We start from the raw sequence: 23986 nt of genomic DNA on the forward strand, positions 1-23986 counted from the left end.
ATTAACCATCTGTCACCTCTACAGTAGGCAGAATGAGGAGGAGATACTTGAGCATGAAACATAAAAGACCGTTCAGGTTCAGTGGTGCTTCAAAAAAAGATGAGGACTGCAAACCATCAAGAGATATTAGAAGTATCGAAACGCTTCTCAAGCTTATTAATGAATTGACCTCGATCATCCCACTTGTATTCGCAAACCCTTCTGCGGCTAATGTATCTTTATTGCAACAGATTTTAAGACAATTACTGTCTCTGGCGAAAAGTTTAAGACTTAGAGGCGGGGCTAGGGCAGATTTACTGGCGGCGTTGGAGCTTGCTATAGTAGCGTTAGAAGCCACGCCTTTCTCTCCGATCAGCGTAGGTACTACATTACAGCAACTGTTGGATGCCCTATTGTCCATCGTTCTACAGGAATCCCTCAGTCCAACTCTTAAAGATAGTTTAATCCGTGCAATCAGAACTGCGGGAACGACGGTTAGCAACGCACTAAGTGAACCGTATTTGTCAGGGGAGCCCGGCCCACAAGGGCCTCCGGGACCTGTGGGGCCTGGTGGTGCGCCTGGTCCAGCAGGTGTGCCGGGCCCTCCAGGACCTCCCGGGTCTCCAGGACCTGTAGGTGCCGCTGGGCCTGTCGGAGCTGAAGGACCTGCTGGACCTGCTGGGCCTCCGGGAGCTGCTGGACCTGTAGGTGCCGCTGGACCTGCCGGGCCTGTCGGAGCCGCAGGGCCCATCGGGGCCGCCGGACCTGAAGGGCCTGCTGGACCTCCCGGAGGTGTAACAGGCCCTACGGGACCGACTGGCGCCGATGGGCTGCCGGGTGCAGTTGGCGCGGTCGGTCCTGCTGGAGCCACGGGACCTACCGGCGCTGATGGCCTGCCGGGCGCGGTGGGCGCGGTCGGACCCGCTGGACCCACTGGACCGACCGGGGCCGATGGGCTGCCGGGCGCGGTGGGTGCGGTCGGGCCTGCTGGAGCCACGGGACCGACTGGCGCCGATGGGCTGCCGGGCGCGGTGGGCGCGGTCGGTCCTGCTGGAGCTACGGGACCGACTGGCGCCGATGGGCTGCCGGGCGCAGTTGGCGCGGTCGGACCCGCTGGACCCACTGGACCGACCGGGGCCGATGGCCTGCCGGGCGCGGTGGGCACGGCAGGACTCGCCGGAGCCACGGGCGCAACAGGTGTTGGCGGAGCTACCGGAGCCACAGGGGTTACAGGCGTTACTGGAGCCACTGGTTCGGGGGCAATCATCCCATTTGCTTCGGGTGGACCAGCAATTTTGACAACCATTGCCGGCGGACTGGTTGGAACCACAAGTTTAATCGGCTTTGGAAGCTCAGCAACAGGCATTAGTCTCGTAGGCGGTATCATTGATCTCACAGGTACGCTTGTAGGATCAGTCATTAACTTTGCTTTCTCCGTTCCACGGGGTGGTGTAATCACATCCATTGCCGGATATTTCAGTACAACTGCTGCTCTAACCCTCTTGGGATCATCCGTTAGCATTACTGCCCAGTTGTTTAGTTCCCCGACACCTAATAACACCTTTATAGCCGTTCCCGGAGCTACCGTTACATTGACCCCCCCGCTAACTGACATCGTTGCATTAGGAACGACTTCTAGTGGTATTGCTACTGGGTTGGCAATACCCGTAACCGCACAAACCCGTCTGCTTATGGTTTTCTCTGCCACAGCTACAGGAATTTCTCTCGTTAATACCGTGGTGGGCTACGCAAGTGCAGGCGTTACCATTACCTAATCCAAAACGAAAAGGGCCCACAGGATTATTCCTGTCGAGCCCTTTTTATTTTCATTCCTTCAAATAAATTAAACCGTTTCGAGCGATATTTTCACTTCTTCTCCCTCTTCACAGACGGCGAACGTTTTAATTTGCCCGTGATCGGGCTCTTGAACGGTGCCCGTCCGCAAATCAATTTTCCAGTCATACAAAGGATCATAAATATAATGTCCCGATACTATCGCCTCTGTAAGAGGACCTCCTTTGGGATGAGGGTTGGTATTTTCAACAGCATAAAGCTCATTCTCCGAAGTGCGGAAAACAGCAATTTCAGTCCCTTTAATGTGGATGGTACGTCCTATTCTAGTCGGAAAATCCTTACTGTGACCGACGACAAGCCATTCGGCATTCTTGATCATTTGCTTGATTGCTCCCTTCCTCAGGCATTTTAGATACAATTACACAATAGATGGAGTGACAACTTCAAATAGATTTTTACGTGTATCCTCATCATTGATGATCTTTTTCCACGGGTCTTCGACCTGTTGTAGTGCAAATTCAATACGTTCTACTAAAGCTTGTCGATTAGCGGTATCGTGAACGACAACCTTCTGAATCTCTTCCAGACCGATCCGTTCCACCCACTCCGAAGTACGTTCCAGATATTGCCCTGTTTCCCGATAGAACTGCATCACGGCTCCTACAATATCAATCAGTTCAGCGTCCGTTTTTACTTTACAGAGTGAATCAGCCAACCGTGCTTTAATACCGCCGTTTCCACCGATAAAGATCTCCCAGCCCCCGTCATTGCCTACGATTCCGATATCTTTTGTACATGATTCCGCACAGTTGCGTGGACAGCCATTAACTGCTAATTTGAATTTTGCTGGGAAATCCAGTCGTTCAAATTTCCGTTCCAGCACTTCTCCCATTCCCATCGAATCCTGTGTACCAAAACGGCAAAATTGCGATCCAACACAGGTTTTAACCGTACGAAGTGATTTCGCGTAGGCATATCCTGAAGGCATATCGAGTTCTTCCCACACTTTAGGCAGATCTTCTTTACGGACACCAATCAAATCCAGCCGCTGTCCCCCAGTTACTTTAACGACTTTAACGTTGTATTTAAGAGAAACATCAGCTATTTTCTTCAGATCCTCTGGAGTCGTTACACCGCCGTACATTCTTGGCACCACTGTAAACGTTCCGTCTTTTTGAATGTTCGCATGCAATCGCTCATTTACAAAGCGGGAATCTCCCTCATTTTCATAGGTATCTGGGTTAATCATCCCTAAATAATAATTCAGCGCCGGACGGCATTTGGAGCATCCTTCATCATTATGCCAACCCAGTACATTCATCACTTCACGCGTAGTTGTCAGCCCTTTGGTTTTGATTGCTTCCACAATCTCATCTCGGCTCAATGTTGTGCAACCACAGATTCCTTGCTTGGCTGACGTCTTGAAGCTGTCTCCAAGAACATATTGCAAAATTTGCTCAACAACTGGCTTACATCCACCACAGGAACGCGTAGCTCCGGTGCATGCCTTAATTTCATCGACTGTGGTTAGTCCATTTTCATTAATTGCATCCACAATCGCCTTTTTAGTTACACCGTTACAGCCACACACAATTTCGTCATCGGCCATCGTTTCAGCGGATGATGTTTTCGCCCCGTGATTGCTGCATCCAGTACCCATGAGCTGTCCATATATTTCATCTGTCATTGGCGTTTGCTGACGCACATATTTTTGAAGACTAGCAGATTCGCTCACATCGCCGAACAGTACAGTCCCCACAATTTTATTATCACGAAGCAGCACTTTTTTGTATGTGCGCTTCCACTCATCCTTTGCTACAATCACCGTATGTTCAGGCTGGGTTATGAATTCACCAGCTGAGAAAACATCCACCCCTGAAATTTTGAGCTTGGTGGAAACTACCGATCCTGCATAACCTTCAGTATCCGCGCCTGCCAAATGTTTGGCAATTACACTTCCCTGTTCAAACAGCGGAGCTACCAGACCGTAGCAGACCCCACGGTGTTCAACACATTCCCCTACGGCATATACATCCGGCAAGGATGTTTTCATCAAATCATCGACCACAATCCCACGGTTCGTTTCCATACCACTTTCCACAGCTACCTGGATATTAGGCTTGATTCCGACGGCCATTACGACCAAATCCGCTTCCAGCTCACTTCCATCCGAGAAGCGCAATCCTTGTACCCGATCTTGACCGTACACCTCCGCAGTTTGCATTTGCATAGCAAACTTGATTCCCTGGCGTTCCAGTTCTGCTTTCAACATCGCAGACGCTTCCCGGTCCAGCTGACGTTCCATCAAATCTTCCATTAAGTGAACGACCGTAACATCCATTCCTAGGTTGACCAAGCCTTTAGCTGCCTCCAGCCCCAATAGACCTCCGCCAATGACAGCCGCCTTTTTATAGGTCTTTGCCGCTTCCAGCATGGCCGAGCAATCGGCGATATCCCGGAAACCAATAACGCCTGGTAATTCTTTACCCGGAATAGGCAGAATAAACGATTGTGAGCCGGTAGCTACCAAAGCCACGTCGTAGTCAATTTCCAGTCCGTCTTCGGTGCGAATCTTCTTGTGCTCACCGTCGATGCTTTTAACCATTTTTCCTGTATATAAAGTAATTCCTTGATCCGCATACCATTGCAAATCGTTCAGTATAATATCATCTATTGTTTTACTACCTTCCAACACATAAGAGAGCATGATCCTGTTATAGTTCGGATGCGGCTCACTTCCCAGGACTGTAATTTCATATTTATCTGTTAATTTTAAAATTTGTTCGACCGTATTGATACCAGCCATCCCGTTCCCTATAACCACAAGCTTCTTTTTACTGTTTATCATATACCGGTTCCTCCATTCATTCGACGATACTCCCTATCCGACGACATCTCCAACGTTCCTATGAAATTCTGTTTATGCTTCTATTTTAATACAGCAGATAGGTCTATATGTGATTTCAATCACAATGTAGTTAAAATTATGAATATTTAGGGATTTCCCTATTCTATTTCAAGGGATTAAGGTAAGGACCGGAAATCATAGCAGCGTCATCGAATGAATCTTTCCAATTCATGCGTAAATACAACCGTTATAAGGAATACTTTATGAACAACTTGTATCTTAAGGGAGAATGAATTGAATTGCTTGGAGGTAATCATCATGTGGTCTAAAATCATTTCTTATTTTCCTAGCTGGAGTACACTCTTTCAAGCCGGTCTCGCGTTGATTATTCCTTTAGGAATTTATTATATTAACACCTCGATTTATTCGTTTGTCGGCAGTAAAGGAGCCAAATCCAAACATAACGAAGGTCCCATGGATCAGCAGCATGAACCGAGCTCTAAAATTACAGGAAATTATGATTCCGACTTACAGGCAATTCGTGAAGCTATAGGCGAAAATAGTGATGTGCATTTTCGTGAGTTTATGGTGAAGAAATTTCATGCTCGGTCCATGTTAGTCTTCATAGATGGTATGCAGGATGAAAAGCTTATGAGCGAGCAGGTATTAGAGGTCTTGATGTTTGAGGGCCAGCAGGGTCAGGATCAACAGGAACAACCGGAAGGGTTAAGTAACTCTTTTATAAAAGAAAGCCTGATGCCACTTACGCAAATTAGTGAAGTTACCCGTATGGAGGAACTGTACGAGTTCATCCTTTTAGGTCATACCGCCCTATTAATTGAAGGAATGAAGGAAGCGCTACTGGTGGGCCCTCCTAATGGCACTATTCGCTCCGTCAATGAGCCAACTTCTGAAGCATTGCTTCGGGGTCCCAGAATCGGTTTTACGGAAGTATTGAGTGAAAACACTTCGATGCTTCGACGCCAAGGCTTAAATAAAAGTCTGGAAATGAAGAAATTCCAAGTGGGAAGCAGAATCAAAAAGGATCTGGTTATCGCGTATATAAAGGATATTGTGAATCCGGATCTGCTTGAAGAAATAAGCCGCAGAATATCAAAAATAGACATGGATTTTTTACCTGAATCTGGGTATGTGGAACAACTTATCGAAGACAATTATTTAAGTCCATTCCAACAGGCTCATAACACAGAGCGTCCCGATCGTGTCATTAATGCTTTGTTGGAAGGAAGAATTGCGATCTTACTGGATGGTACCCCCTTTGCACTTATTGTCCCGGTGACCTTCAGTATGCTGCTTCAATCTCCCGAGGATTATTATGAGCGATGGATTCCCGGGACACTATTACGTCTGCTACGATTTAGCGGGGCTTTTATAGCGCTTATGGGGCCTGCTCTGTACATTTCTTTTATATCGTTTCATCCCGGTTTAATTCCGACCAAGCTGGTCATTAGCATTATCGAAACCCGTGAAGGCGTCCCATTCCCATCCGTTATAGAGGTCATGATTTTGGAAATCTCTATCGAAATTCTACGAGAGGCCGGCATTCGCCTGCCCAAACCCATTGGCCCTGCGATGGGCATTGTGGGAGGCTTGGTCATCGGCGACGCAGCTGTAAATGCGGGCATCGTTAGTCCATTCCTAGTGATTGTGGTTGCGGTTACTGCCATTTCATCGTTTTCGATACCGACATACAGTGCGGGCATTACCTTGCGTCTTTTGCGTTTTGTCGGAATGCTCTTTGCAGCAATCCTCGGCATGTTTGGGACCATATTGTTCTTTCTGTTAATTTGTATCCATCTAACGAAGTTGAAAAGCTTTGGCGTGCCGTATGTAACTCCCTTTTCCCCTATGCGACCAAGCGATTGGAAGGATTTATACATCCGGGCTCCTATATCTCTGATGAAACGAAGACCTGTCATGATGAAAACGCAGCAACGCAAACGCAGATCATGATGCCCAATAACGAAGGAGGAGCTACTGTGTTTAAACGCTCTGATGATAAGATCACAACGAAGCAGGGGGCTGTATTCCTGACCAATACCGTATTGGGCGCAGGGATCTTGACACTGCCGAGAGGTGTAACTGAACAGGTACAGACTCCTGATGCATGGCTTTCTGTCCTCATCGGTGGAGGTATTGTCATATTCGTCGTCTGGATTATGGTGAAATTAAGTCAGCAGTTTCCCGGAAAAACCGTGTATCAATACTCCAGAAGAATCGTGGGCACAATTCCGGGTGGAATTTTAAGCGTGCTACTGATCCTATACTTTATAATCATAGCTGGCTTTGAGATTCGGGTTTTAGCTGAAGTGACCATGTTTTTCCTACTTGAAGGAACCCCCGTTTGGGCGATTGTGATTCCATTCATCTGGGTAGGGAGTTATTTGGTTTTTGGAGGCATTAATCCCATCGCGCGGCTGTACCAAATTGTACTTCCAATCAGTCTCTTCTTTCTGCTTTTCTGTTTTCTCTTTAGCTTAAGAATCTTCGAAATTGATCACCTTCGCCCCGTATTGAGTGACGGAATATTCCCCGTCATCAAGGGGCTAAAATCAACTATTCTTGTCTTCTCTGGATGTGAAGTTGTCATGACACTGGTCGCTTTTTTGCAGCACCCCGAAAAAGCATTTAAGGCCATGGTAGTGGGCATCAGTATCCCTTTAGTTTTGTATTTTTTGACTGTAGTTATGGTAATCGGCGGGCTATCAGTAGATTCTACTGTGACAAGTACTTGGCCTACCATTAATTTGATGCGCAGTTTTGAGATCCCCGGATTTCTTTTTGAACGTCTGGAGTTTCCACTGCTGGTAATCTGGGTGATGCAAATGTTTTGTAATTTCTGCAGTTTTTTCTTCAATGCTTCCTTAGGTGTCTCAGAGGTGTTTGGTCTTAAATATCGTTATGCGATTTTCGGTTTAATCCCGCTTATCTTTATTTCCACGATGACTCCTGTTCGTATGACTGAAGTGTTTAGTCTTGGCGATGAGATCGGATACATGGGAATCGTATTATTTTTTCTGATCCCTGTATTTCTCTCCATCGTGTTCATGATCAGGAAGAAGGGGTTGAAGCAAAATGTGTAGACAATCTACCCTATCCTTACTGCTTGCCTTCATTCTTCTGGTGACTCAAGTCGGCTGTTGGAGTAGCAAGGAAGTGGAGGAGCTTAGCATATATACAGGATTGGCTCTCGATCAGGGAGAGCTCAGTCCATTGGAACAGGATTTGGAGAAGAAAGGCAGCCGTTATTTCAAGAAAAACAAAATTACGGCCAGCGTACAAATCGTCCCCAAGAAATCATCTGGAAGCACAAACCAACAAGGCAGCGGCGGTGGACAAGAACTAAACTATGTAAATATAGCTAGTACTGGAGATTCTTTGCTTGAAATCTTCCGACAGCTCTCTCTTCGTTTGGATCGTCCCGTTATTGGTCACCACCTAAAAGTCATCGTGGTTTCCACCGAACTGGCAAAACAACAGACGATGCAGCAATTGATGGATTTTGTGCTACGTGATAATGATATTCGTCCGAGTTGTATGGTTTTCTTAAGTAAGGAACGAGCAGCCAAAACCTTAGTTACCAAATATACGGGCGAAATCCCATCCATTCATATTCTGAACATGCTTCGTAACCATTTCAGAACCAGCAAGGTAATGAAGGGAGTCAATCTGTCTGAATTGGATGGGTTAATGCACTCCAAAAAAAGCTACATACTGCAAAACATTATTGAGTCTGAGGGTGAATTAGAATTTTCAGGGGCTGGTATTATTAAAGGAGAAACTGGCCACTGGATCGGTACTTTGGGACAACAAGACGTGGAAAGTATTGGATGGATTAAGGGTGATGTTGAGGGCGGAGCTGTCAAAACGTATGACAAGCGAAATGAAGCCATAACTTATGAAATCAAATCGGTAAAGAGCAAAATAACAACTAAAGTGGCCGATGACGATGACATCTCTTTTCACGTAAAAATTGAATCCAAAGGACGTTTAATCGAAAACTGGGATGAGAAGGTAGACCCAACTGAGACGCGAAACATGAAAGAAGCTGAGCTAGAGTTTGAAAAACAAGTGACTAGAAGGGTTAAATCTCTTATGCACAAATTACAATCCGAATATAAAGTCGATGTTGCTGGTTTTGGTGATCACTTGAAAATTGAAGAACCACAGGTGTGGAAAAAAGTAAAAGATGATTGGGATTATAAATTCAGTAAAATCCCTGTAACCTTCGATGTTAAGCTAACCATTACGGATTTAGGTTCCTCAGCCGAATAGTCAACATCTACTCAAATTTGTCCTGGATTCAAAAAAGAACCCCTCTTCTTTAGAAGAGGGGCTTTCCACCACATTGAACTATTCCAATTTAATCACTCGTTCTTGGGTCAACTCTAATGGGTCAGCTTAAAAACTCAGATTTTCTCTCTTCACCATGAGAACGTCTGGCAAAATCGACGAATTGAAATTTATCCAGCCGATGCCTTGATTCGGTATACTGGAACAATGTGGTGTCTTCCAAATAAACATAGTTACGGACTACAACCACATGAGTATAGTTTTGGAGGTCCATCAGCTTACGGTCTTCTTCATCTGCATCTTCTACAGAAACGATCTTTTTAGCATAACTGATTGGAAGATGGAGCTCCCCTTCCAGGTACTCGTAGATAGATTCACGACTAATTTCCTCGGTAAGCACGGGGACAATGTCTGATCGAAAGTAGTCTTTATCCAGTATGACACATTCACCTTCTATTTCACGTGCACGAATGACTTTCCAGACCAAATACTTGTCTTTGTCAATCTCAAGATGAGTAGCTATGTCATCTGGAACGGGAATCAACTGATTTTCATGAACAATCGTTTGTGATTTACGCCCAATACGCTCAGACATTTCTTTGAAACTGACCAATCCCCCTATGGGAAAATCCATCCGTCCTATATCCAGAACAAAAGATCCTTTAGCCTTTATTTTATGGATATACCCATTTTGTGCAAGCAAGTGAAGTGCCTTACGCACGGTCTCACGAGAAGTGTCATACTCCCGGGCCAATTCATTTTCAGAGGGCATTTTCGAACCAGGAGCCAATTCGCCTGTCTGGATTCGTCCCGAGTACTCTTGATAAATTTGCAAAAATATATTCTTAGTCAATTTTCATCACCACGTTTATTGTAGCATTCTTTCACTGACCAGGTTACTAAAATAGGCTAGCAGGATGAATCTGACTTAATCCGTTTTGTTTGATGAAGAATTCAAATGAATTCTCATTAAGACATATTGCAAATCATTCGCCTCACCCGGCAATTCCTCAACTGATTCAATCATATTCTGCCCATCGGGGACAATAACCGGTGTAATGATGGGATATCCCGATTTCTGAATCAGCTCACGGTCAAATTCCATCAGTAGCTGGCCCTGCTCCACGGTTTGACCTGTCTCCACATGCATGGTGAATCCTTCTCCCTTCAATGACACCGTGTTGATTCCTACATGTACCAGTATCTGTACACCTGTCGGATGCTCCAAAATCAAGGCATGCTTGCTTTTCACCATGATGTGAATGACTTTTCCACTGAAAGGGGCAAGAATCCGACCATCCTTCGGTTCCACTGCAATTCCTTGCCCCATCTGCCGTTCGGCAAAAGCCGGATCAGGAACCTGTTCTAATGGCACAACATGTCCTAGTACCGGAGTCTTTACTTCAAGCACATCCAGTGCAGAATTTTGTTGGTCCAAATTTTTCCGTATGGAGTCATTAGCTGCTGTAGCTGGAGTCTGACGACGCTTATTGAGCAGCTTCCCATACATAAAGGTTAAAGCAAACGGCACAATCAATACGATCGCCATCCCGATGAAGAATACGCCCCAGTTGTTTGGGAAAATGGATAAGAAGCCTGGAATCCCTCCTACACCAATGGAAGAAGCCAACACATGATTTACGGTGAGCAGTATACCTGCGATACCGGAACCGATCATTCCAAATACAAACGGATATTTATACCGGATATTCACCCCGAATATGGCAGGTTCGGTCACACCCAGAAAAGCAGACACAGAAGAGGTAAGAGCCAATCCCTTTCCCTTTTGCTCCTTCAATACCAGCATCATGGCCAGTGCTCCGGCCCCCTGAGCGATATTGGACAGTGCCAGCATCGGCCATAGGAACGTGCCACCCTGCGTACCAATTAATTGCACGTCCACCGCCAGGAAAGTATGGTGCATTCCCGTAATGACCAGCAAGGAGTAAAAGCCTCCATAAATCAAGCCACCCAGCGCAGGAGCCAAATCGAAAACGTATACAAGACCAGTCGTAATCGCATTACCAATCATAAAAGTAACCGGACCGATCACTGTAAATGCAAGAAATCCTGTAATTAACAATGTAATCGGAGCTACGAGCAACAGCTTAAATGAATCCGCTATCTTCTTATTGAGGAATTTCTCAATTTGTGCGAGCACGTAAGCGGATACCAAAACGGGTAGAACCTGTCCCTGATAACCAATCTTGTTCACGTGCCAGCCAAACAAATCCCACACCGGAACGGTTCCTTTGGTAACGGCATCCGCATAACTGTATGCACTTAGCAGATCCGGATGAACCAGAATCAAGCCTAGTACAATCCCGAGTAAAGGACTACCGCCAAACCGGACAACAGCCGACCATCCAATCAAGGCAGGTAGAAATGTAAAAGCAGTGCTGGCAATGGTATTAATGATTGCTGCAAAGTCGGTCCATTGAGGGTAGACCTGAACCAGAGACATTCCTTCGAAAAAGACTCCATTTCCTGTCAAAATATTATTGATCCCAAGTAATAAACCTGCAGTCACGATCGCGGGCAAAATCGGAATAAAGATATCTGCCAGCGTCTTGATGGCACGCTGAATCGGGTTTTGTTTTTTACTAGCGGCGTTTTTAACATCGTCCTTAGAAGCCCGACTGCCTCCTGTAATGGAGATCATTTCGTCATATACCTTATCCACCAGACCTGGACCAATCACGACCTGATACTGTCCTTGTGAAGAAAATTGACCTTTGACCAGATCATTTTGTTCGAGTGCTTCTTTATCGACCAGCTTATCATCATACAGGGCAAATCGCAGACGAGTTACGCAATGCGTAGAGGCCTCTATGTTGTCTTTACCACCAACGGCTTTTATAATGTCTTCCACCTGTGCTCTTTCAATCGCCATCTAGTCCACTCCCTCGAAGTTTGCTCATTTTTAAAGCAGCACCCCGGCTTATAAATAAATGTACTACCGGGGTACTACTAGATGTTTCCATACTATTCACTAAGGTTAACGAACAATCCACATATAGGAAGCATACGGAGTCAAAGAGACCACCTGATTTAGATGCGGAGCGTGCTGGGTATTACCGATTAAAAGCTCAGCCGCAACCCCTGCTTGATTATCTAATGATGAATAAAATGAATCCGGTATACGGAATTGTACATCCTGCCCGCTAAAATTAGAGATGACGACCAAAGTCTCCTGTTCATTGCTGCGTTGATAGGCATAGACCTGAGGATGGGCTTCATCCAAGCGTTGATAATCGCCATCGGTGATGACCTGTACCGTCTTACGCAGATGAATCAGCTTACGATAATGATTGTAGATCGAGTCCGGGTCCTCTAACTGGGACTGAACGTTGATATGTGGATATCGTTCATCTACCTTAATCCAAGGCGTGCCTGTAGTGAAACCTGCATTGCGGGTGTTATCCCACTGCATCGGTGTCCTCGAATTATCACGGGACCGCTCTCGAATGATATCCAACGCTTCCTCTGCGCTTTTGCCTTGCTCCTGCAAGATACGATACATATTCAGCGATTCAACATCACGGAATTCTTCAATATCTGACCACTGCGGATTGGGCATTCCAATCTCTTCACCTTGAAATATATAAGGTGTTCCCTGAAGTCCATGTAGCGTGGTGGCCAGTAGCTTGGCGCTTTCCACATGGTATTCACCATCATCCAAAAAGCGAGAGATCGCTCTTGGCTGATCATGATTGTTAAAAAACAATGCACTCCAGCCGCCACCCTGTTGCATGCCAATCTGCCAATCCGAAAATAGCCTTTTCAGCATTTCAAAATCATAAGGCATGAGTTCCCACTTTTGCCCATTAGGATAATCCACCTTCAAATGATGAAAATTAAAGGTCATAGATAATTCTTTTCTGTCTGGATTGGAATAACGGATACAATGATCCAGTGAGGTGGAGGACATCTCCCCTACAGTGACGCTGTTATATGTTGAGAATACTTTCTCATGTAATTCATGAAGGTATTCATGCACATGCGGACCATCCGTATAATACTTACGCCCGTCCCCAGGAGCCGTGCTTCCATCATCGTCCGAGAATTGCCGATCCTTGGAGATCAAATTAATGACATCAAGTCGGAAGCCACTAACTCCCTTCTCAGCCCAAAACTCCAGCACATTAACAACTTCTTGGCGAACTTTGGGATTTTCCCAGTTTAAATCCGCCTGCGTCTTATCAAACAGTGTCAAGAAGTATTGGTTTGTCGCCTCGTCATACTGCCAAGCTGGTCCACCAAACTTGGAAATCCAGTTGTTCGGAGGTCCTCCATCGGGTGCTGGGTCACGCCAGATATAATAATCCCTGTACTCATTATCCTTAGAAAGCCGCGCCTGCTGAAACCAGACATGTTCTGTGGAAGAATGGTTAACCACGATGTCGATCATCAAGTGCATCCCACGCGCCCGAATTTCCTGGCTCAATTCTTCAAAATCCTGCATTGTTCCATAATCAGGATTAATCCGGCAATAATCGGCTACATCATACCCGTTATCGCGCTGTGGCGAGACATATACAGGCTGCAACCAGATAATATCAACACCCAGTCCTTGCAGATAATCCAGCTTTTGTGTCAGACCTCTTATATCACCGGTTCCTTTGCCCGTCGTATCGTTAAAGCTTTTGGGATAAACCTGATAGACGACCGATTTGCGCCACCAGTCTTGATCTTGAGGAATTAAAGCCTTGTTCATTGCTTCCATTCATGCTCATTCCTTTCTTACGAAATGAAGTAGCGTAAAAGAATTTAATATAACGCTTTCAACTTCTTGTATATACAAGATTAAATCATGTATATACAAGTTGTCAATATACTTTATGTATTAAGGTAATACCCGTTTTACAGCTAAATGACCAGGAAACCCATCCATTCTGTCCGATTGTATTTCATGACTCTTTCAATAAACTCTATTTCACACGAAAAAGGCTCCTGCTTATAAGTCAGGAACCCATCTTTTAAATCGTGAATACGGTATTTATTTAAATCCATATAGATAGTGCGCTATAAAGGAGCAATAAGGCCATTATGATATTGAAGGAGCGCTCATACTTATTCAAAAAGCGTTGAAACATGGCGCCGAAAATCGCCCAGCACATGACAGCTACAAAACCAATACAGGTCAGGATTAACGAGATCGTTATCATTGTCATATATGACACATCATACGGCATTACAAACGTTGAAATGACCGTAATACCATACAAAATGATTTTTAAATTGATAAATTGCAGCAGCAGTCCCGATTTGAAGGAATATCCTTCATTGTGGTCATTATCCTCCGAAGTAGATTTGCTCTTTGCTATTTTTACTGCCAGGTAAAGCATGTACAGACTACCAAGAACATTCATCCAGATTTTAACCCGAGGCAAGAAATGATATAAAGCTAGATTAAAATAGCAGGCTAACAGCATAATAGCGAAACAGCCTGCTGTTATTCCCAGTAAGAATGGAAAAGCTCTCTTCAAACCTAACCGCCTGGCACTGTCCAATGACATAATATTGTTGGGGCCTGGCGTAAAGCTAGTAACCAGTACATAAGATAAAAATGGAATAAACGGCATGCAACAATCAACTCCAGTGTGTTATAATTGAATAAAATGTACGTTGAAACGCACATTTGTACTTCATGATTGTACATCATGTTCTTTATATAGCACAATAGGGAGCGGAAAAATGATGGAGAATATTAATTTGATTTTAAGTAAAAATCTAAAGCATCTAAGAAATGAAAGAAAATTGAGTTTAGATAAATTAGCTGACCTGACGGGGATCAGTAAAACGATGCTCGGCCAGATTGAACGCGGAGAATCTAATCCTTCGATTACAACGGTATGGAAAATTGCGAACGGTCTGAAAATATCATTCACTGCTCTGATTAGCGAACCGCCTGCCGATGCCATAGTCGTTCCTAAAAGCAAAGTACAAGTGCTTGAAGAAAGCAATCACTATCGCTTGTATCCGTTTTTCCCCTATGAAGGAAATAGAAATTTTGAGATCTATACCGTAGAGATTGAACCAGGTGGGGAACTGAGTTCTGCCCCACACCGTGAGGGTACTGAAGAATTTATTACCGTATTTGAGGGTGAAATGGTGGTAAAAGTCAGCGAAGAAACGTACACGGTGAAAGCCGGAGATTCGATACGCTTTAAAGCAGACCGTCCGCACATATACTATAATTTAGGAGAAACCCTGGTAAGGATGAATATGATCATTTATTACTCTGTATAATAGTTCAATTCTTGAAGAGCATATATGTAAAAGTCCTTAAATATAAAAGATCCTATTAAAATAAGTGGCTCTTTTAATAGGATCTTTGGTACAAATCATAAATGATTAACCTGTTTGTTGTTTAGGAGATTTCAACTTGCTTGATTATTCGTGCCGGATTCCCAGCTACAATCATATGATCTGGAACATCTTTGGTTACGACTGCTCCTGATGCCACTACGACGTTATTACCTATCGTAACACCGGGATTAATAACTGCCCTGCCGCCAATCCATACATTATTGCCAATTGTTACAGGCTTTCCATACTCTGGACCAGCAATTCGTTCAAATGGATCAATGGGGTGAGTCGCTGTGTAAATATGGACTCCCGGAGCCAGAAAACAATTATCTCCAATACGCACCTCACATACATCCAAAATGGTACAGTCAAAGTTGGCATAGAAATTTTGCCCAACATGGATGTTGTATCCGTAGTCACAGCGTATGTTGGGTTCCATGCTTATATTTTCACCTGTGGAACCGAAAAGCTCCTTAAGTAACTTTTCACGGTACTCACTATCCGCCTCAGTCGTCTGATTAAAGAGACGTACACATCTTCTCGCATACTCTCTTTCACTCGTTAATTGAGGATCAGCTGCTACATACAGTTCCCCATCCAGCATCTTTTGTTTTTCCGTTTTCATAGACATGCGACAATCTCCTTTATATTTTAATCTCATTCTTTTCATTCGTCCCCACGGGCCGGGCAGCACCCGATATCAAACCAGCAACAATAACGCCAATGAGCACTACAATTAAAGCATGCAGGAGACCCACATGTTCACCTAAAAGCCCTAATCCCGGAGGTCCCACTAAAAAGGCAATATAACCTATTGTGGCTACGGCTCCTACCCGGACAGCTGCACCACAAGGATTATCTCCGGCAGCAGACAAGCCTACAGGAAAACCAAGTGAAGCTCCAAGCCCCCACAGCAAGATACCCAATCCAGCTAAGAGATCATGCTGCCCCCAGATCACTAGAGTAATACCCACAGCAGCCAGGACAGCACTTCCTTTCAACACAGGGACGCGGCCGTATTTATCCAGTATAAATCCACCCGTGAAACGTCCAATGGTCATCGCTGCCACAAATAGCCCATACATATAGGAGCCTGTTAAGGAGTCCACGCCATAACCATCTACCATCGTTAGCGGCAGCCAGTCATTCGCGGCCCCTTCTGCAAACGCCATCCCGAGCACGATGATACCAATCAGTAGGATTCGCCTTTCTTTCCAGACAGCAAGCTGAACCTTGATATTAGATCCAACCTTGTGCGTAGAAGTAACCTTTTCTTTACCTGTATCGTGGGGCAAATAACGATACAAATACAAAGTTACCGTGGCAATCATGGCAGCCATAGCTCCAAAATGAATCACAACAGGTATGTGTAGTGCAGCTGCTCCAGAACCGATGACAGCCCCTACAAGGGTCCCCAAACTAAACGAACCGTGAAAGGCGGGCAAGAGCGTTTTATTCAACTGATTTTCTACCGCAGAACCTTCGACGTTAAGAGCTACTTCTGCTGTGCCATAGCCACCACCAAAGATGACCAAACCAACAAACACGATGCTCGTGAGCGAAAATGCAGTTCCCAACCCTACAATGACAAAACCAATCACAATCAAAAGCGCACTTCCCAGAATGACCGACCGTCCACCTATACGAGAAATAACATTGCCCGCACTAAGTAATCCCAATAAGGAACCCGCGGCTAATCCAAAAATAATAATACCCATTTCGGCAGTCGAGACATGCAAAATATCCCGTATGACAGGCGTGCGGGACACCCAGGAAGCAAAAGCTACACCCGGTAGAGCGAATAACAAAAATAAAATATTACGAACTATCCTAGGATTCATGGAGGGTTCTCCTGTCATCAATGAGCTCCTTAGCAAGACTTTTTATAAATCTTTTAATAAGTAGTATTATAATATATTATTCTGATCGCATCCAGCACTTTTTTGTCAAAAATACCTGGGCAGTATGATAAGCTGAGGGCAGCGGCCTCCAGTTTTTAGTGCTTCATCATTACAAGCTTTTTCTCCATCCCCCAGGGCCAGTTTCGTATATGTACCTTACATGAACATCCAATAATAAAAAAGGAATGCTTCCTTGTCCGCTTACTCAGACTAGAAGTATTCCTTTTATTTTTGATATTACGCTTGATGGAGCGCTCCAATGCTAAGGCCAAACGCGGCTTCGTGAATCACTTCTCCTGTCGTTGGATGAGCAAAAACGGTTTGCATGATTTGCTGCTCCGTCAGTTCATTGGCAATCGCCAATGTCAGGCTACTGATTAAAGATGATGCATCTGGACCAATGATCGATCCACCCACAATTTTTTGTGACACATTATCCTTTATCAATTTAATAAAGCCTTCCGATTCATTCATCGTTAATGCTTTCCCATTGCTGGAGAACGAAACTTTGCTTACACGGAAATCCATTCCCTCTTGCTTGCATTGATCCTCTAATATACCAACACTTGCGATTTCGGGTGAAGTGAAGATGACATTGGGAATGGCAGCATAGTGCATACCTTCCGATCCACCCATGATGGCATCAATAGCCGTGATCCCCTGATGGGAGGCGACATGGGCAAGCTGCATAATATCCGTCACATCACCAATCGCATAGATATGTTCGACGTTTGTACGCATATATTCGTTAACAGTAATGCCTTTCCCACGCTCATTGCGCTGGATACCCGCTTGTTCAATATCCAGTCCGTCCAAATTGGGCTCACGTCCGATTGCAACAAGCACTTTCTCGCTAACTAACAAATGCTCACCTTGTTTGTTTTCATAGGTGACAATAGCCTGTCCATCGTCCGCTTGTTGGATTTTAGATACCTTGGATTGGGTATGGATATGAATCCCAGCATTTTCTGCCGAATGTTTAATTTCTTCTGAAATATCACTGTCAACCATGGTCAACAAACGATCCATAAATTCTACCACGTGAACCTCTACGCCGAAATTACGATAAATGAAGGCAAACTCCATACCAATCACACCACCGCCAATAATCGTAATACTTTTTGGTAGTTCAGTAGAGGCAAGGGCATCGGTGCTATTCATTACAAAAGGAAGATTGATGCCGGGAATATTCACTTTGGTAATTTTGGAGCCTGTCGCAATAATGATATCTTTTGCTGTAACCTGGTAATGTCGTTGTCCTTTGACGCTTACTTGTGTGGCAGATAAAAAGGCAGCTTGACCGCGAATAATTTCAATATTATTTTTTTCCATTAAATAATCAATACCCGAAATCAACTTTCCTTTGATCTCATCTTTACGACGAATGACTTGTTTCATATCGACTTGAAGATCTGTTCCCGCATGAATACCAAACAAAGACGATTCCTTGATGTGGTGACAAATCTCAGAAGACTTCACCAAGGATTTAGTTGGAATACAACCTACATTAAGGCAGGTGCCACCCAATTCCTCTTTTTCCACCAAGGCCACCTTTATTCCTTTTTTAGCGGCATAAATTGCTGCCACATACCCTCCAGGTCCGGCTCCAATAATTAGCAAATCCACGTTCTTATCCACTGTAGGTTGTTCCACCTTGATAGCCTGTGATTCTACTGTAGACGTCCCCTCTTCGGTAGCAGCTTCAATTGTAAATAAGGCCTGATTAGAGGATACTTCGTCGCCTTCTTCAAAGTGGATTTTACTGATACTTCCTTCAACATTTGCTGTAATTTCTCGAACACCTTTGCCTGTCTCAACCTCAAGAAGTACATCCCCAAAGGAAACGTTCTGTCCGAGCTGGACGTGATTTTTGCTAGCTTTCCCTTTTTTTCCTCCAGGGATCATTGACATTTTAACTTCCATAATTTTTTCAAACCCCTTCACGACCAAAAGAGAATTCATTGAGCCCTTTTAGCGAAAAATTTAATGTCTGACTACGCCTGCTTGTACCAATTTAACCCCATTAGCCAAACAATCCCCAACCGGACAGGTCTTTTCGACAAACGCTGCAAAAGCTTCTGCTTTTTCTTGGCTCTCTGTCGTTTTAAAGTGCATGGCAAAACGTATTTCCTGAAATCCACATCGAACATCCGCTAACCCCATGAACCCATCCGGGTCCAAATCTCCTTCCAGCTCTACATGGAATTCTTCATATGAGAACCCAAAGCCTTCGGCAAAAGCAGCAACAACGATCGACTGACATGCACCAAGCGCACACAGAAGTGCTTCAACCGGATTCATCGCTTTGTCGGTTCCACCAAAATCTTCAGGCTCATCCATCACAATTTTGAACCCTCTGGATTGAGCTTCCACTTGCAACCCTTCAGGTAATTTTTTTGCAGTAGCTTTAAATGTAGTTAACATAAATATAACCTCCCGTTTACTTTGTGAAATAAATAACTTTCTTCAGGGAAATTGTAGCACTCTTAGTTTCAAAAATCAATAGTTAGCTAAGTAATTTATTTTAGTTGTTAGTATCTGATATGATGAAAAGTACAAAGGTCTGTTATACTTAAGTTGATGTATAAGAAATATAGTTCAGTTGAATGGGTTGGTGTGGCCATGTTTAACTTAGAGGATTGTCTTGCTTTTATTACCAATCGTAGTGGAAAAATCTTTTCGGAAGCCTTGGAGAAAGAATTTCGACCTTATAACATTACTAGGAGTCAATGGATTGCGATGTATTATATCAATACACACAAATCCATGACTCAACGGGAACTCGCAGAAGAATTGTCGATTAAGGAGCCAAGTGTCGTGCGGCTGCTACAAAAACTAGAAGCCGAAGGATATTTACTTCGCAGTATTGATGATGCAGATAAACGAATGAAACAAATTCAATTATCCGATCTTGGTACGCAGGTTTGCCTTAAGCTTCTGCCGATTGCTGAGAAGTTTAAGCAAGACACCATTGCTGGGATCTCTCAGGACGATCTTCATATCTTTGAGAGTGTGCTTCAGAGAATGGTTGATAACACAAGGAAATAACAAGTATAGAAAAACGACCAGGAAGGTACCTCCCTTGGTCGTTTTTCTTATAAAGCACGCATGTAATTGCTGGTTTACACTTCTATACTTACTGGAAAAGTAGAAGTAAATGGTTAAGTAAGCACAGGAGTAGTGGCACATGAATATCTTACTGTTTTTTTCATAAAAAAGTGCGTAAATGAAATCGCATTTCTAAGATCGGCTTAATTCCAAAAAAAAAAAGGCACACCCCTTAATGGGATGTGCCTTTTTTTCTTGCATGGCAACGTCCTACTCTCCCAGGATCCTGCGGTCCAAGTACCATCGGCGCTGGAGGGCTTAACGGTCGTGTTCGGGATGGGTACGTGTGGAACCCCTCCGCTATCGCCACCAAACATGAATTTGCCTTGCAAATTCTTCCGTAAGCTTATTCGGTTCATCACAGATTCTGTGAATGAATCGCCATACGCTTGTCGTATGTACTTCTACATACCTTCAAGGTGTTACACCCTGAAAACTGGATCCGAAACTCATTGCGTCTTATCTTAGGATAAGCCCTCGACCGATTAGTATTGGTCAGCTCCATGCATTACTGCACTTCCACCCCCAACCTATCTACCTCGTCGTCTTCAAGGGGTCTTACATACTGGGAAATCTCATCTTGAGGGGGGCTTCACGCTTAGATGCTTTCAGCGCTTATCCCTTCCGTACATAGCTACCCAGCGGTGCTCCTGGCGGAACAACTGGTACACCAGCGGTACGTCCATCCCGGTCCTCTCGTACTAAGGACAGCTCCTCTCAAATTTCCTACGCCCACGACAGATAGGGACCGAACTGTCTCACGACGTTCTGAACCCAGCTCGCGTACCGCTTTAATGGGCGAACAGCCCAACCCTTGGGACCTACTTCAGCCCCAGGATGCGATGAGCCGACATCGAGGTGCCAAACCTCCCCGTCGATGTGGACTCTTGGGGGAGATAAGCCTGTTATCCCCAGGGTAGCTTTTATCCGTTGAGCGATGGCCCTTCCATGCGGTACCACCGGATCACTAAGCCCGACTTTCGTCCCTGCTCGACTTGTAGGTCTCGCAGTCAAGCTCCCTTCTGCCTTTGCACTCTTCGAATGATTTCCAACCATTCTGAGGGAACCTTGGGGCGCCTCCGTTACTCTTTAGGAGGCGACCGCCCCAGTCAAACTGCCCACCTGACACTGTCCTCGTACCGGATCACGATACCAAGTTAGAACCTAGATACGATCAGGGTGGTATCCCAAGGATGCCTCCCCTCAAGCTGGCGCTCAAGGTTCAACGGCTCCCACCTATCCTGTACAGATCGTACCCAAATTCAATATCAAGCTGCAGTAAAGCTCCATGGGGTCTTTCCGTCTTGTCGCGGGTAACCTGCATCTTCACAGGTATTAAAATTTCACCGGATCTCTCGTTGAGACAGCGCCCAAGTCGTTACGCCATTCGTGCGGGTCAGAATTTACCTGACAAGGAATTTCGCTACCTTAGGACCGTTATAGTTACGGCCGCCGTTTACTGGGGCTTCGGTTCATAGCTTCGCCCGAAGGCTTACCACTCCCCTTAACCTTCCAGCACCGGGCAGGCGTCAGCCCGTATACTTCGCCTTGCGGCTTCGCACAGACCTGTGTTTTTGCTAAACAGTCGCTTGGGCCTTTTCACTGCGGCCCCCTCGGGCTATTCACCCTACCGAGGCACCCCTTCTCCCGAAGTTACGGGGTCATTTTGCCGAGTTCCTTAACGAGAGTTCTTCCGCGCGCCTTAGAATTCTCTTCTCGCCTACCTGTGTCGGTTTGCGGTACGGGCACCTTCTCCTGGCTAGAGGCTTTTCTTGGCAGTCTGAGATCATGACCTTCGCTACTATAGTTTTCGCTCCCCATCACAGCCCAGCCTTACGATGTGCGGATTTGCCTACACATCAGCCTCACTGCTTAGACGGACATCCATCAGTCCGCGTCACTACCCTACTGCGTCACCCCATCGCTCATAACGGATTACGGTGGTACAGGAATTTCGACCTGTTGTCCTTCGACTACGCCTATCGGCCTCGCCTTAGGTCCCGACTTACCCTGAGCGGACGAACCTTCCTCAGGAACCCTTAGGCTTTCGGCGGATCTGATTCTCACAGATCTTTTCGTTACTCATACCGGCATTCTCACTTGAATGCAGTCCAGCGCTCCTTCCGGTACACCTTCAACCCGCATTCAACGCTCCCCTACCCCTGATGCAAGCATCAAGCCATAGCTTCGGTGGTGTGTTTAGCCCCGTTACATTTTCGGCGCAGAGTCACTCGACCAGTGAGCTATTACGCACTCTTTCAATGGTGGCTGCTTCTAAGCCAACATCCTGGTTGTCTGTGCAACTCCACATCCTTTCCCACTTAACACACACTTGGGGACCTTAGCTGATGGTCTGGGCTGTTTCCCTTTCGACAATGGATCTTAGCACTCACTGTCTGACTCCCGGAACTAAATCTATGGCATTCGGAGTTTGACTGAGCTTGGTAACCCTTGCGGGCCCCGCACCCAATCAGTGCTCTACCTCCACGATTCTTCTTTCCGAGGCTAGCCCTAAAGCTATTTCGGGGAGAACCAGCTATCTCCGGGTTCGATTGGAATTTCTCCGCTACCCCCACCTCATCCCCGCATTTTTCAACATGCGTGGGTTCGGGCCTCCAGTGCGTGTTACCGCACCTTCACCCTGGACAGGGGTAGATCACCCGGTTTCGGGTCTACGTCCACGTACTCAAGTCGCCCTATTCAGACTCGCTTTCGCTGCGGCTTCAGCTCTTCACCTTAACCTTGCACGGGAACGTAACTCGCCGGTTCATTCTACAAAAGGCACGCCATCACCCATAGATCGGGCTCTGACTTCTTGTAAGCACACGGTTTCAGGATCTATTTCACTCCCCTTCCGGGGTGCTTTTCACCTTTCCCTCACGGTACTGCTTCACTATCGGTCGCCAGGGAGTATTTAGCCTTGGCAGATGGTCCTGCCGGATTCATACGGGGTTTCACGTGCCCCGCACTACTCGGGATCCGTCTCGGAGGGAACAAGTTTTGAACTACAGGGCTTTTACCTTCTCTGGCGGGCCTTTCCAGACCTCTTCATCTAACCGGTTCCTTTGTAACTCCATGTGAGACGTCCCACAACCCCAAGGAGCAAGCTCCTTGGTTTGGGCTAATCCGCGTTCGCTCGCCGCTACTGACGGAATCACTATTGTTTTCTCTTCCTCAGGGTACTTAGATGTTTCAGTTCCCCTGGTCTGCCTCTCTTCTGCCTATGTATTCAGCAGAAAGTGACTGTCGATGAAGACAGCCGGGTTTCCCCATTCGGACATCCCCGGATCAAAGCTTGCTTACAGCTCCCCGAGGCTTTATCGTTGTTCGCCACGTCCTTCGTCGGCTCCTGGCGCCTAGGCATCCTCCGTGTGCTCTTTGTAGCTTAACCTAGTATCTACATTGTAAATACGATTTGCTTTGAATTTCGGTTCAACACTCACGTGTGAATGAAATTCAAGGCAGCTACCTTTATTTCACTTGTTTACACAAGATCAGCTTAAAGGAATATTCTAAAACGCAATTTCGTTTCGGTATCCAGTTTTCAAGGTGCAATTCGCTTCGTCGAAGCGAAGCCTGATGAATATTTCGGTTCCACACGATGTGTGAATGAAATATTCGTCGAAACTTGAGAGTTTGAACTCTCAAAACTGAGCAACGAGTGAGTAAGTTCAGGATATCCATTTCATTCACACGAACGTGATGAACCGAATTGAATATCCGGTCGCAG

16 protein-coding genes and 2 rRNA genes are annotated in these 23986 nt (G+C 45.5%); 6 read left to right on the plus strand and 12 right to left on the minus strand.

Annotated features, from left to right (window positions below):
* Nucleotides 1-53 precede the first annotated feature (53 nt).
* On the plus strand, nucleotides 54-1754 hold the full coding sequence (locus tag G7035_RS05200; protein WP_019686081.1) for an exosporium glycoprotein BclB-related protein: 1701 nt from the start codon (nucleotides 54-56) through the stop codon (nucleotides 1752-1754).
* 68 nt (nucleotides 1755-1822) lie between these two features.
* On the opposite strand, the gene nirD is transcribed toward G7035_RS05200, so the two are convergent.
* Nucleotides 1823-2152, minus strand: coding sequence for a nitrite reductase small subunit NirD (nirD, locus tag G7035_RS05205; RefSeq protein WP_017428677.1), 330 nt, complete (start codon nucleotides 2150-2152; stop codon nucleotides 1823-1825).
* Nucleotides 2153-2191: 39 nt separating this feature from the next.
* Nucleotides 2192-4621 carry a nitrite reductase large subunit NirB gene (nirB, locus tag G7035_RS05210; RefSeq protein ID WP_016818403.1) on the minus strand — a complete coding sequence of 810 codons (2430 nt, stop codon included), beginning with the start codon at nucleotides 4619-4621 and terminating at the stop codon, nucleotides 2192-2194.
* Nucleotides 4622-4939: 318 nt separating this feature from the next.
* On the opposite strand from nirB, the gene G7035_RS05215 reads away from it, so the two are divergent.
* Genes G7035_RS05215 through G7035_RS05225 form a run of 3 tightly spaced genes read left to right on the plus strand, consistent with a single transcriptional unit; the run spans nucleotide 4940 to nucleotide 8917 of the window.
* Nucleotides 4940-6595 (plus strand): spore germination protein, encoded by a 1656-nt coding sequence (locus G7035_RS05215; RefSeq protein ID WP_019686080.1) that lies wholly within the window; start codon nucleotides 4940-4942, stop codon nucleotides 6593-6595.
* A 26-nt stretch (nucleotides 6596-6621) separates the two neighbouring features.
* The gene (locus tag G7035_RS05220) at nucleotides 6622-7725 is read left to right on the plus strand and encodes a GerAB/ArcD/ProY family transporter (RefSeq protein ID WP_019686079.1); all 1104 of its coding nucleotides are present in this window, start codon (nucleotides 6622-6624) and stop codon (nucleotides 7723-7725) included.
* The gene (locus G7035_RS05225) at nucleotides 7718-8917 is read left to right on the plus strand and encodes a Ger(x)C family spore germination protein (protein WP_017428680.1); all 1200 of its coding nucleotides are present in this window, start codon (nucleotides 7718-7720) and stop codon (nucleotides 8915-8917) included. The genes G7035_RS05220 and G7035_RS05225 overlap by 8 nt, the downstream gene beginning before the upstream one ends.
* A 121-nt stretch (nucleotides 8918-9038) precedes the next feature.
* On the opposite strand, the gene treR is transcribed toward G7035_RS05225, so the two are convergent.
* The 4 genes from treR to G7035_RS05245 all read right to left on the minus strand — a co-directional run bounded on the left by treR (nucleotide 9039) and on the right by G7035_RS05245 (nucleotide 14520).
* Nucleotides 9039-9788, minus strand: coding sequence for a trehalose operon repressor (gene treR, locus G7035_RS05230; protein ID WP_019686078.1), 750 nt, complete (start codon nucleotides 9786-9788; stop codon nucleotides 9039-9041).
* Nucleotides 9789-9863: 75 nt separating this feature from the next.
* Nucleotides 9864-11828: a PTS system trehalose-specific EIIBC component gene (gene treP / locus G7035_RS05235; RefSeq protein ID WP_019686077.1), complete on the minus strand. Its 1965-nt coding sequence runs from the start codon at nucleotides 11826-11828 to the stop codon at nucleotides 9864-9866.
* A gap of 105 nt (nucleotides 11829-11933) precedes the next feature.
* The gene (gene treC / locus G7035_RS05240) at nucleotides 11934-13661 is read right to left on the minus strand and encodes an alpha,alpha-phosphotrehalase (RefSeq protein ID WP_019686076.1); all 1728 of its coding nucleotides are present in this window, start codon (nucleotides 13659-13661) and stop codon (nucleotides 11934-11936) included.
* Between the two features lie 277 nt (nucleotides 13662-13938).
* The gene (locus G7035_RS05245; RefSeq protein WP_016818396.1) at nucleotides 13939-14520 is read right to left on the minus strand and encodes a LysE family transporter; all 582 of its coding nucleotides are present in this window, start codon (nucleotides 14518-14520) and stop codon (nucleotides 13939-13941) included.
* Nucleotides 14521-14632: 112 nt separating this feature from the next.
* On the opposite strand from G7035_RS05245, the gene G7035_RS05250 reads away from it, so the two are divergent.
* On the plus strand, nucleotides 14633-15187 hold the full coding sequence (locus G7035_RS05250) for a helix-turn-helix domain-containing protein (RefSeq protein WP_019686075.1): 555 nt from the start codon (nucleotides 14633-14635) through the stop codon (nucleotides 15185-15187).
* Nucleotides 15188-15308: 121 nt separating this feature from the next.
* Here G7035_RS05250 and G7035_RS05255 read toward each other — a convergent pair whose 3' ends face one another.
* The 4 genes from G7035_RS05255 to G7035_RS05270 form a co-directional block, all read right to left on the minus strand.
* Nucleotides 15309-15878, minus strand: a complete 570-nt coding sequence (locus tag G7035_RS05255; RefSeq protein WP_019686074.1) for a sugar O-acetyltransferase — start codon at nucleotides 15876-15878, stop codon at nucleotides 15309-15311.
* 13 nt (nucleotides 15879-15891) lie between these two features.
* Entirely contained in the window at nucleotides 15892-17088 is a 1197-nt protein-coding gene (locus G7035_RS05260) for an MFS transporter (RefSeq protein WP_019686073.1), read from the minus strand.
* A gap of 297 nt (nucleotides 17089-17385) precedes the next feature.
* Nucleotides 17386-19071 carry a dihydrolipoyl dehydrogenase gene (gene lpdA, locus G7035_RS05265; protein WP_029514813.1) on the minus strand — a complete coding sequence of 562 codons (1686 nt, stop codon included), beginning with the start codon at nucleotides 19069-19071 and terminating at the stop codon, nucleotides 17386-17388.
* A 60-nt stretch (nucleotides 19072-19131) separates the two neighbouring features.
* On the minus strand, nucleotides 19132-19572 hold the full coding sequence (locus G7035_RS05270) for an OsmC family protein (protein WP_016818391.1): 441 nt from the start codon (nucleotides 19570-19572) through the stop codon (nucleotides 19132-19134).
* 156 nt (nucleotides 19573-19728) lie between these two features.
* On the opposite strand from G7035_RS05270, the gene G7035_RS05275 reads away from it, so the two are divergent.
* On the plus strand, nucleotides 19729-20196 hold the full coding sequence (locus G7035_RS05275; protein ID WP_230877829.1) for a MarR family winged helix-turn-helix transcriptional regulator: 468 nt from the start codon (nucleotides 19729-19731) through the stop codon (nucleotides 20194-20196).
* Between the two features lie 257 nt (nucleotides 20197-20453).
* Here the strand turns inward: G7035_RS05275 and rrf are convergent.
* Nucleotides 20454-20570, minus strand: a 5S ribosomal RNA gene (gene rrf, locus G7035_RS05280).
* Nucleotides 20571-20721: 151 nt separating this feature from the next.
* Nucleotides 20722-23647, minus strand: a 23S ribosomal RNA gene (locus G7035_RS05285).
* Between the last annotated feature and the right edge of the window lie 339 nt (nucleotides 23648-23986).

This window comes from Paenibacillus polymyxa (assembly GCF_015710975.1).
Lineage (GTDB): Bacteria > Bacillota > Bacilli > Paenibacillales > Paenibacillaceae > Paenibacillus > Paenibacillus polymyxa.

What these genes read in the sequence shown, in the direction of transcription:
- G7035_RS05225 (WP_017428680.1), top strand. Translation starts at nt 7,718, where the DNA reads ATGTGTAGACAATCTACCCTATCCTTACTGCTTGCCTTCATTCTTCTG.
- G7035_RS05250 (WP_019686075.1), top strand. Translation starts at nt 14,633, where the DNA reads ATGATGGAGAATATTAATTTGATTTTAAGTAAAAATCTAAAGCATCTA.
- G7035_RS05255 (WP_019686074.1), bottom strand. Translation starts at nt 15,878, where the DNA reads ATGTCTATGAAAACGGAAAAACAAAAGATGCTGGATGGGGAACTGTAT.
- lpdA (WP_029514813.1), bottom strand. Translation starts at nt 19,071, where the DNA reads ATGGAAGTTAAAATGTCAATGATCCCTGGAGGAAAAAAAGGGAAAGCT.
- nirD (WP_017428677.1), bottom strand. Translation starts at nt 2,152, where the DNA reads ATGATCAAGAATGCCGAATGGCTTGTCGTCGGTCACAGTAAGGATTTT.
- G7035_RS05260 (WP_019686073.1), bottom strand. Translation starts at nt 17,088, where the DNA reads ATGAATCCTAGGATAGTTCGTAATATTTTATTTTTGTTATTCGCTCTA.
- treP (WP_019686077.1), bottom strand. Translation starts at nt 11,828, where the DNA reads ATGGCGATTGAAAGAGCACAGGTGGAAGACATTATAAAAGCCGTTGGT.
- G7035_RS05215 (WP_019686080.1), top strand. Translation starts at nt 4,940, where the DNA reads ATGTGGTCTAAAATCATTTCTTATTTTCCTAGCTGGAGTACACTCTTT.
- G7035_RS05200 (WP_019686081.1), top strand. Translation starts at nt 54, where the DNA reads ATGAAACATAAAAGACCGTTCAGGTTCAGTGGTGCTTCAAAAAAAGAT.
- G7035_RS05275 (WP_230877829.1), top strand. Translation starts at nt 19,729, where the DNA reads ATGTATAAGAAATATAGTTCAGTTGAATGGGTTGGTGTGGCCATGTTT.
- treC (WP_019686076.1), bottom strand. Translation starts at nt 13,661, where the DNA reads ATGGAAGCAATGAACAAGGCTTTAATTCCTCAAGATCAAGACTGGTGG.
- nirB (WP_016818403.1), bottom strand. Translation starts at nt 4,621, where the DNA reads ATGATAAACAGTAAAAAGAAGCTTGTGGTTATAGGGAACGGGATGGCT.
- G7035_RS05270 (WP_016818391.1), bottom strand. Translation starts at nt 19,572, where the DNA reads ATGTTAACTACATTTAAAGCTACTGCAAAAAAATTACCTGAAGGGTTG.
- G7035_RS05245 (WP_016818396.1), bottom strand. Translation starts at nt 14,520, where the DNA reads ATGCCGTTTATTCCATTTTTATCTTATGTACTGGTTACTAGCTTTACG.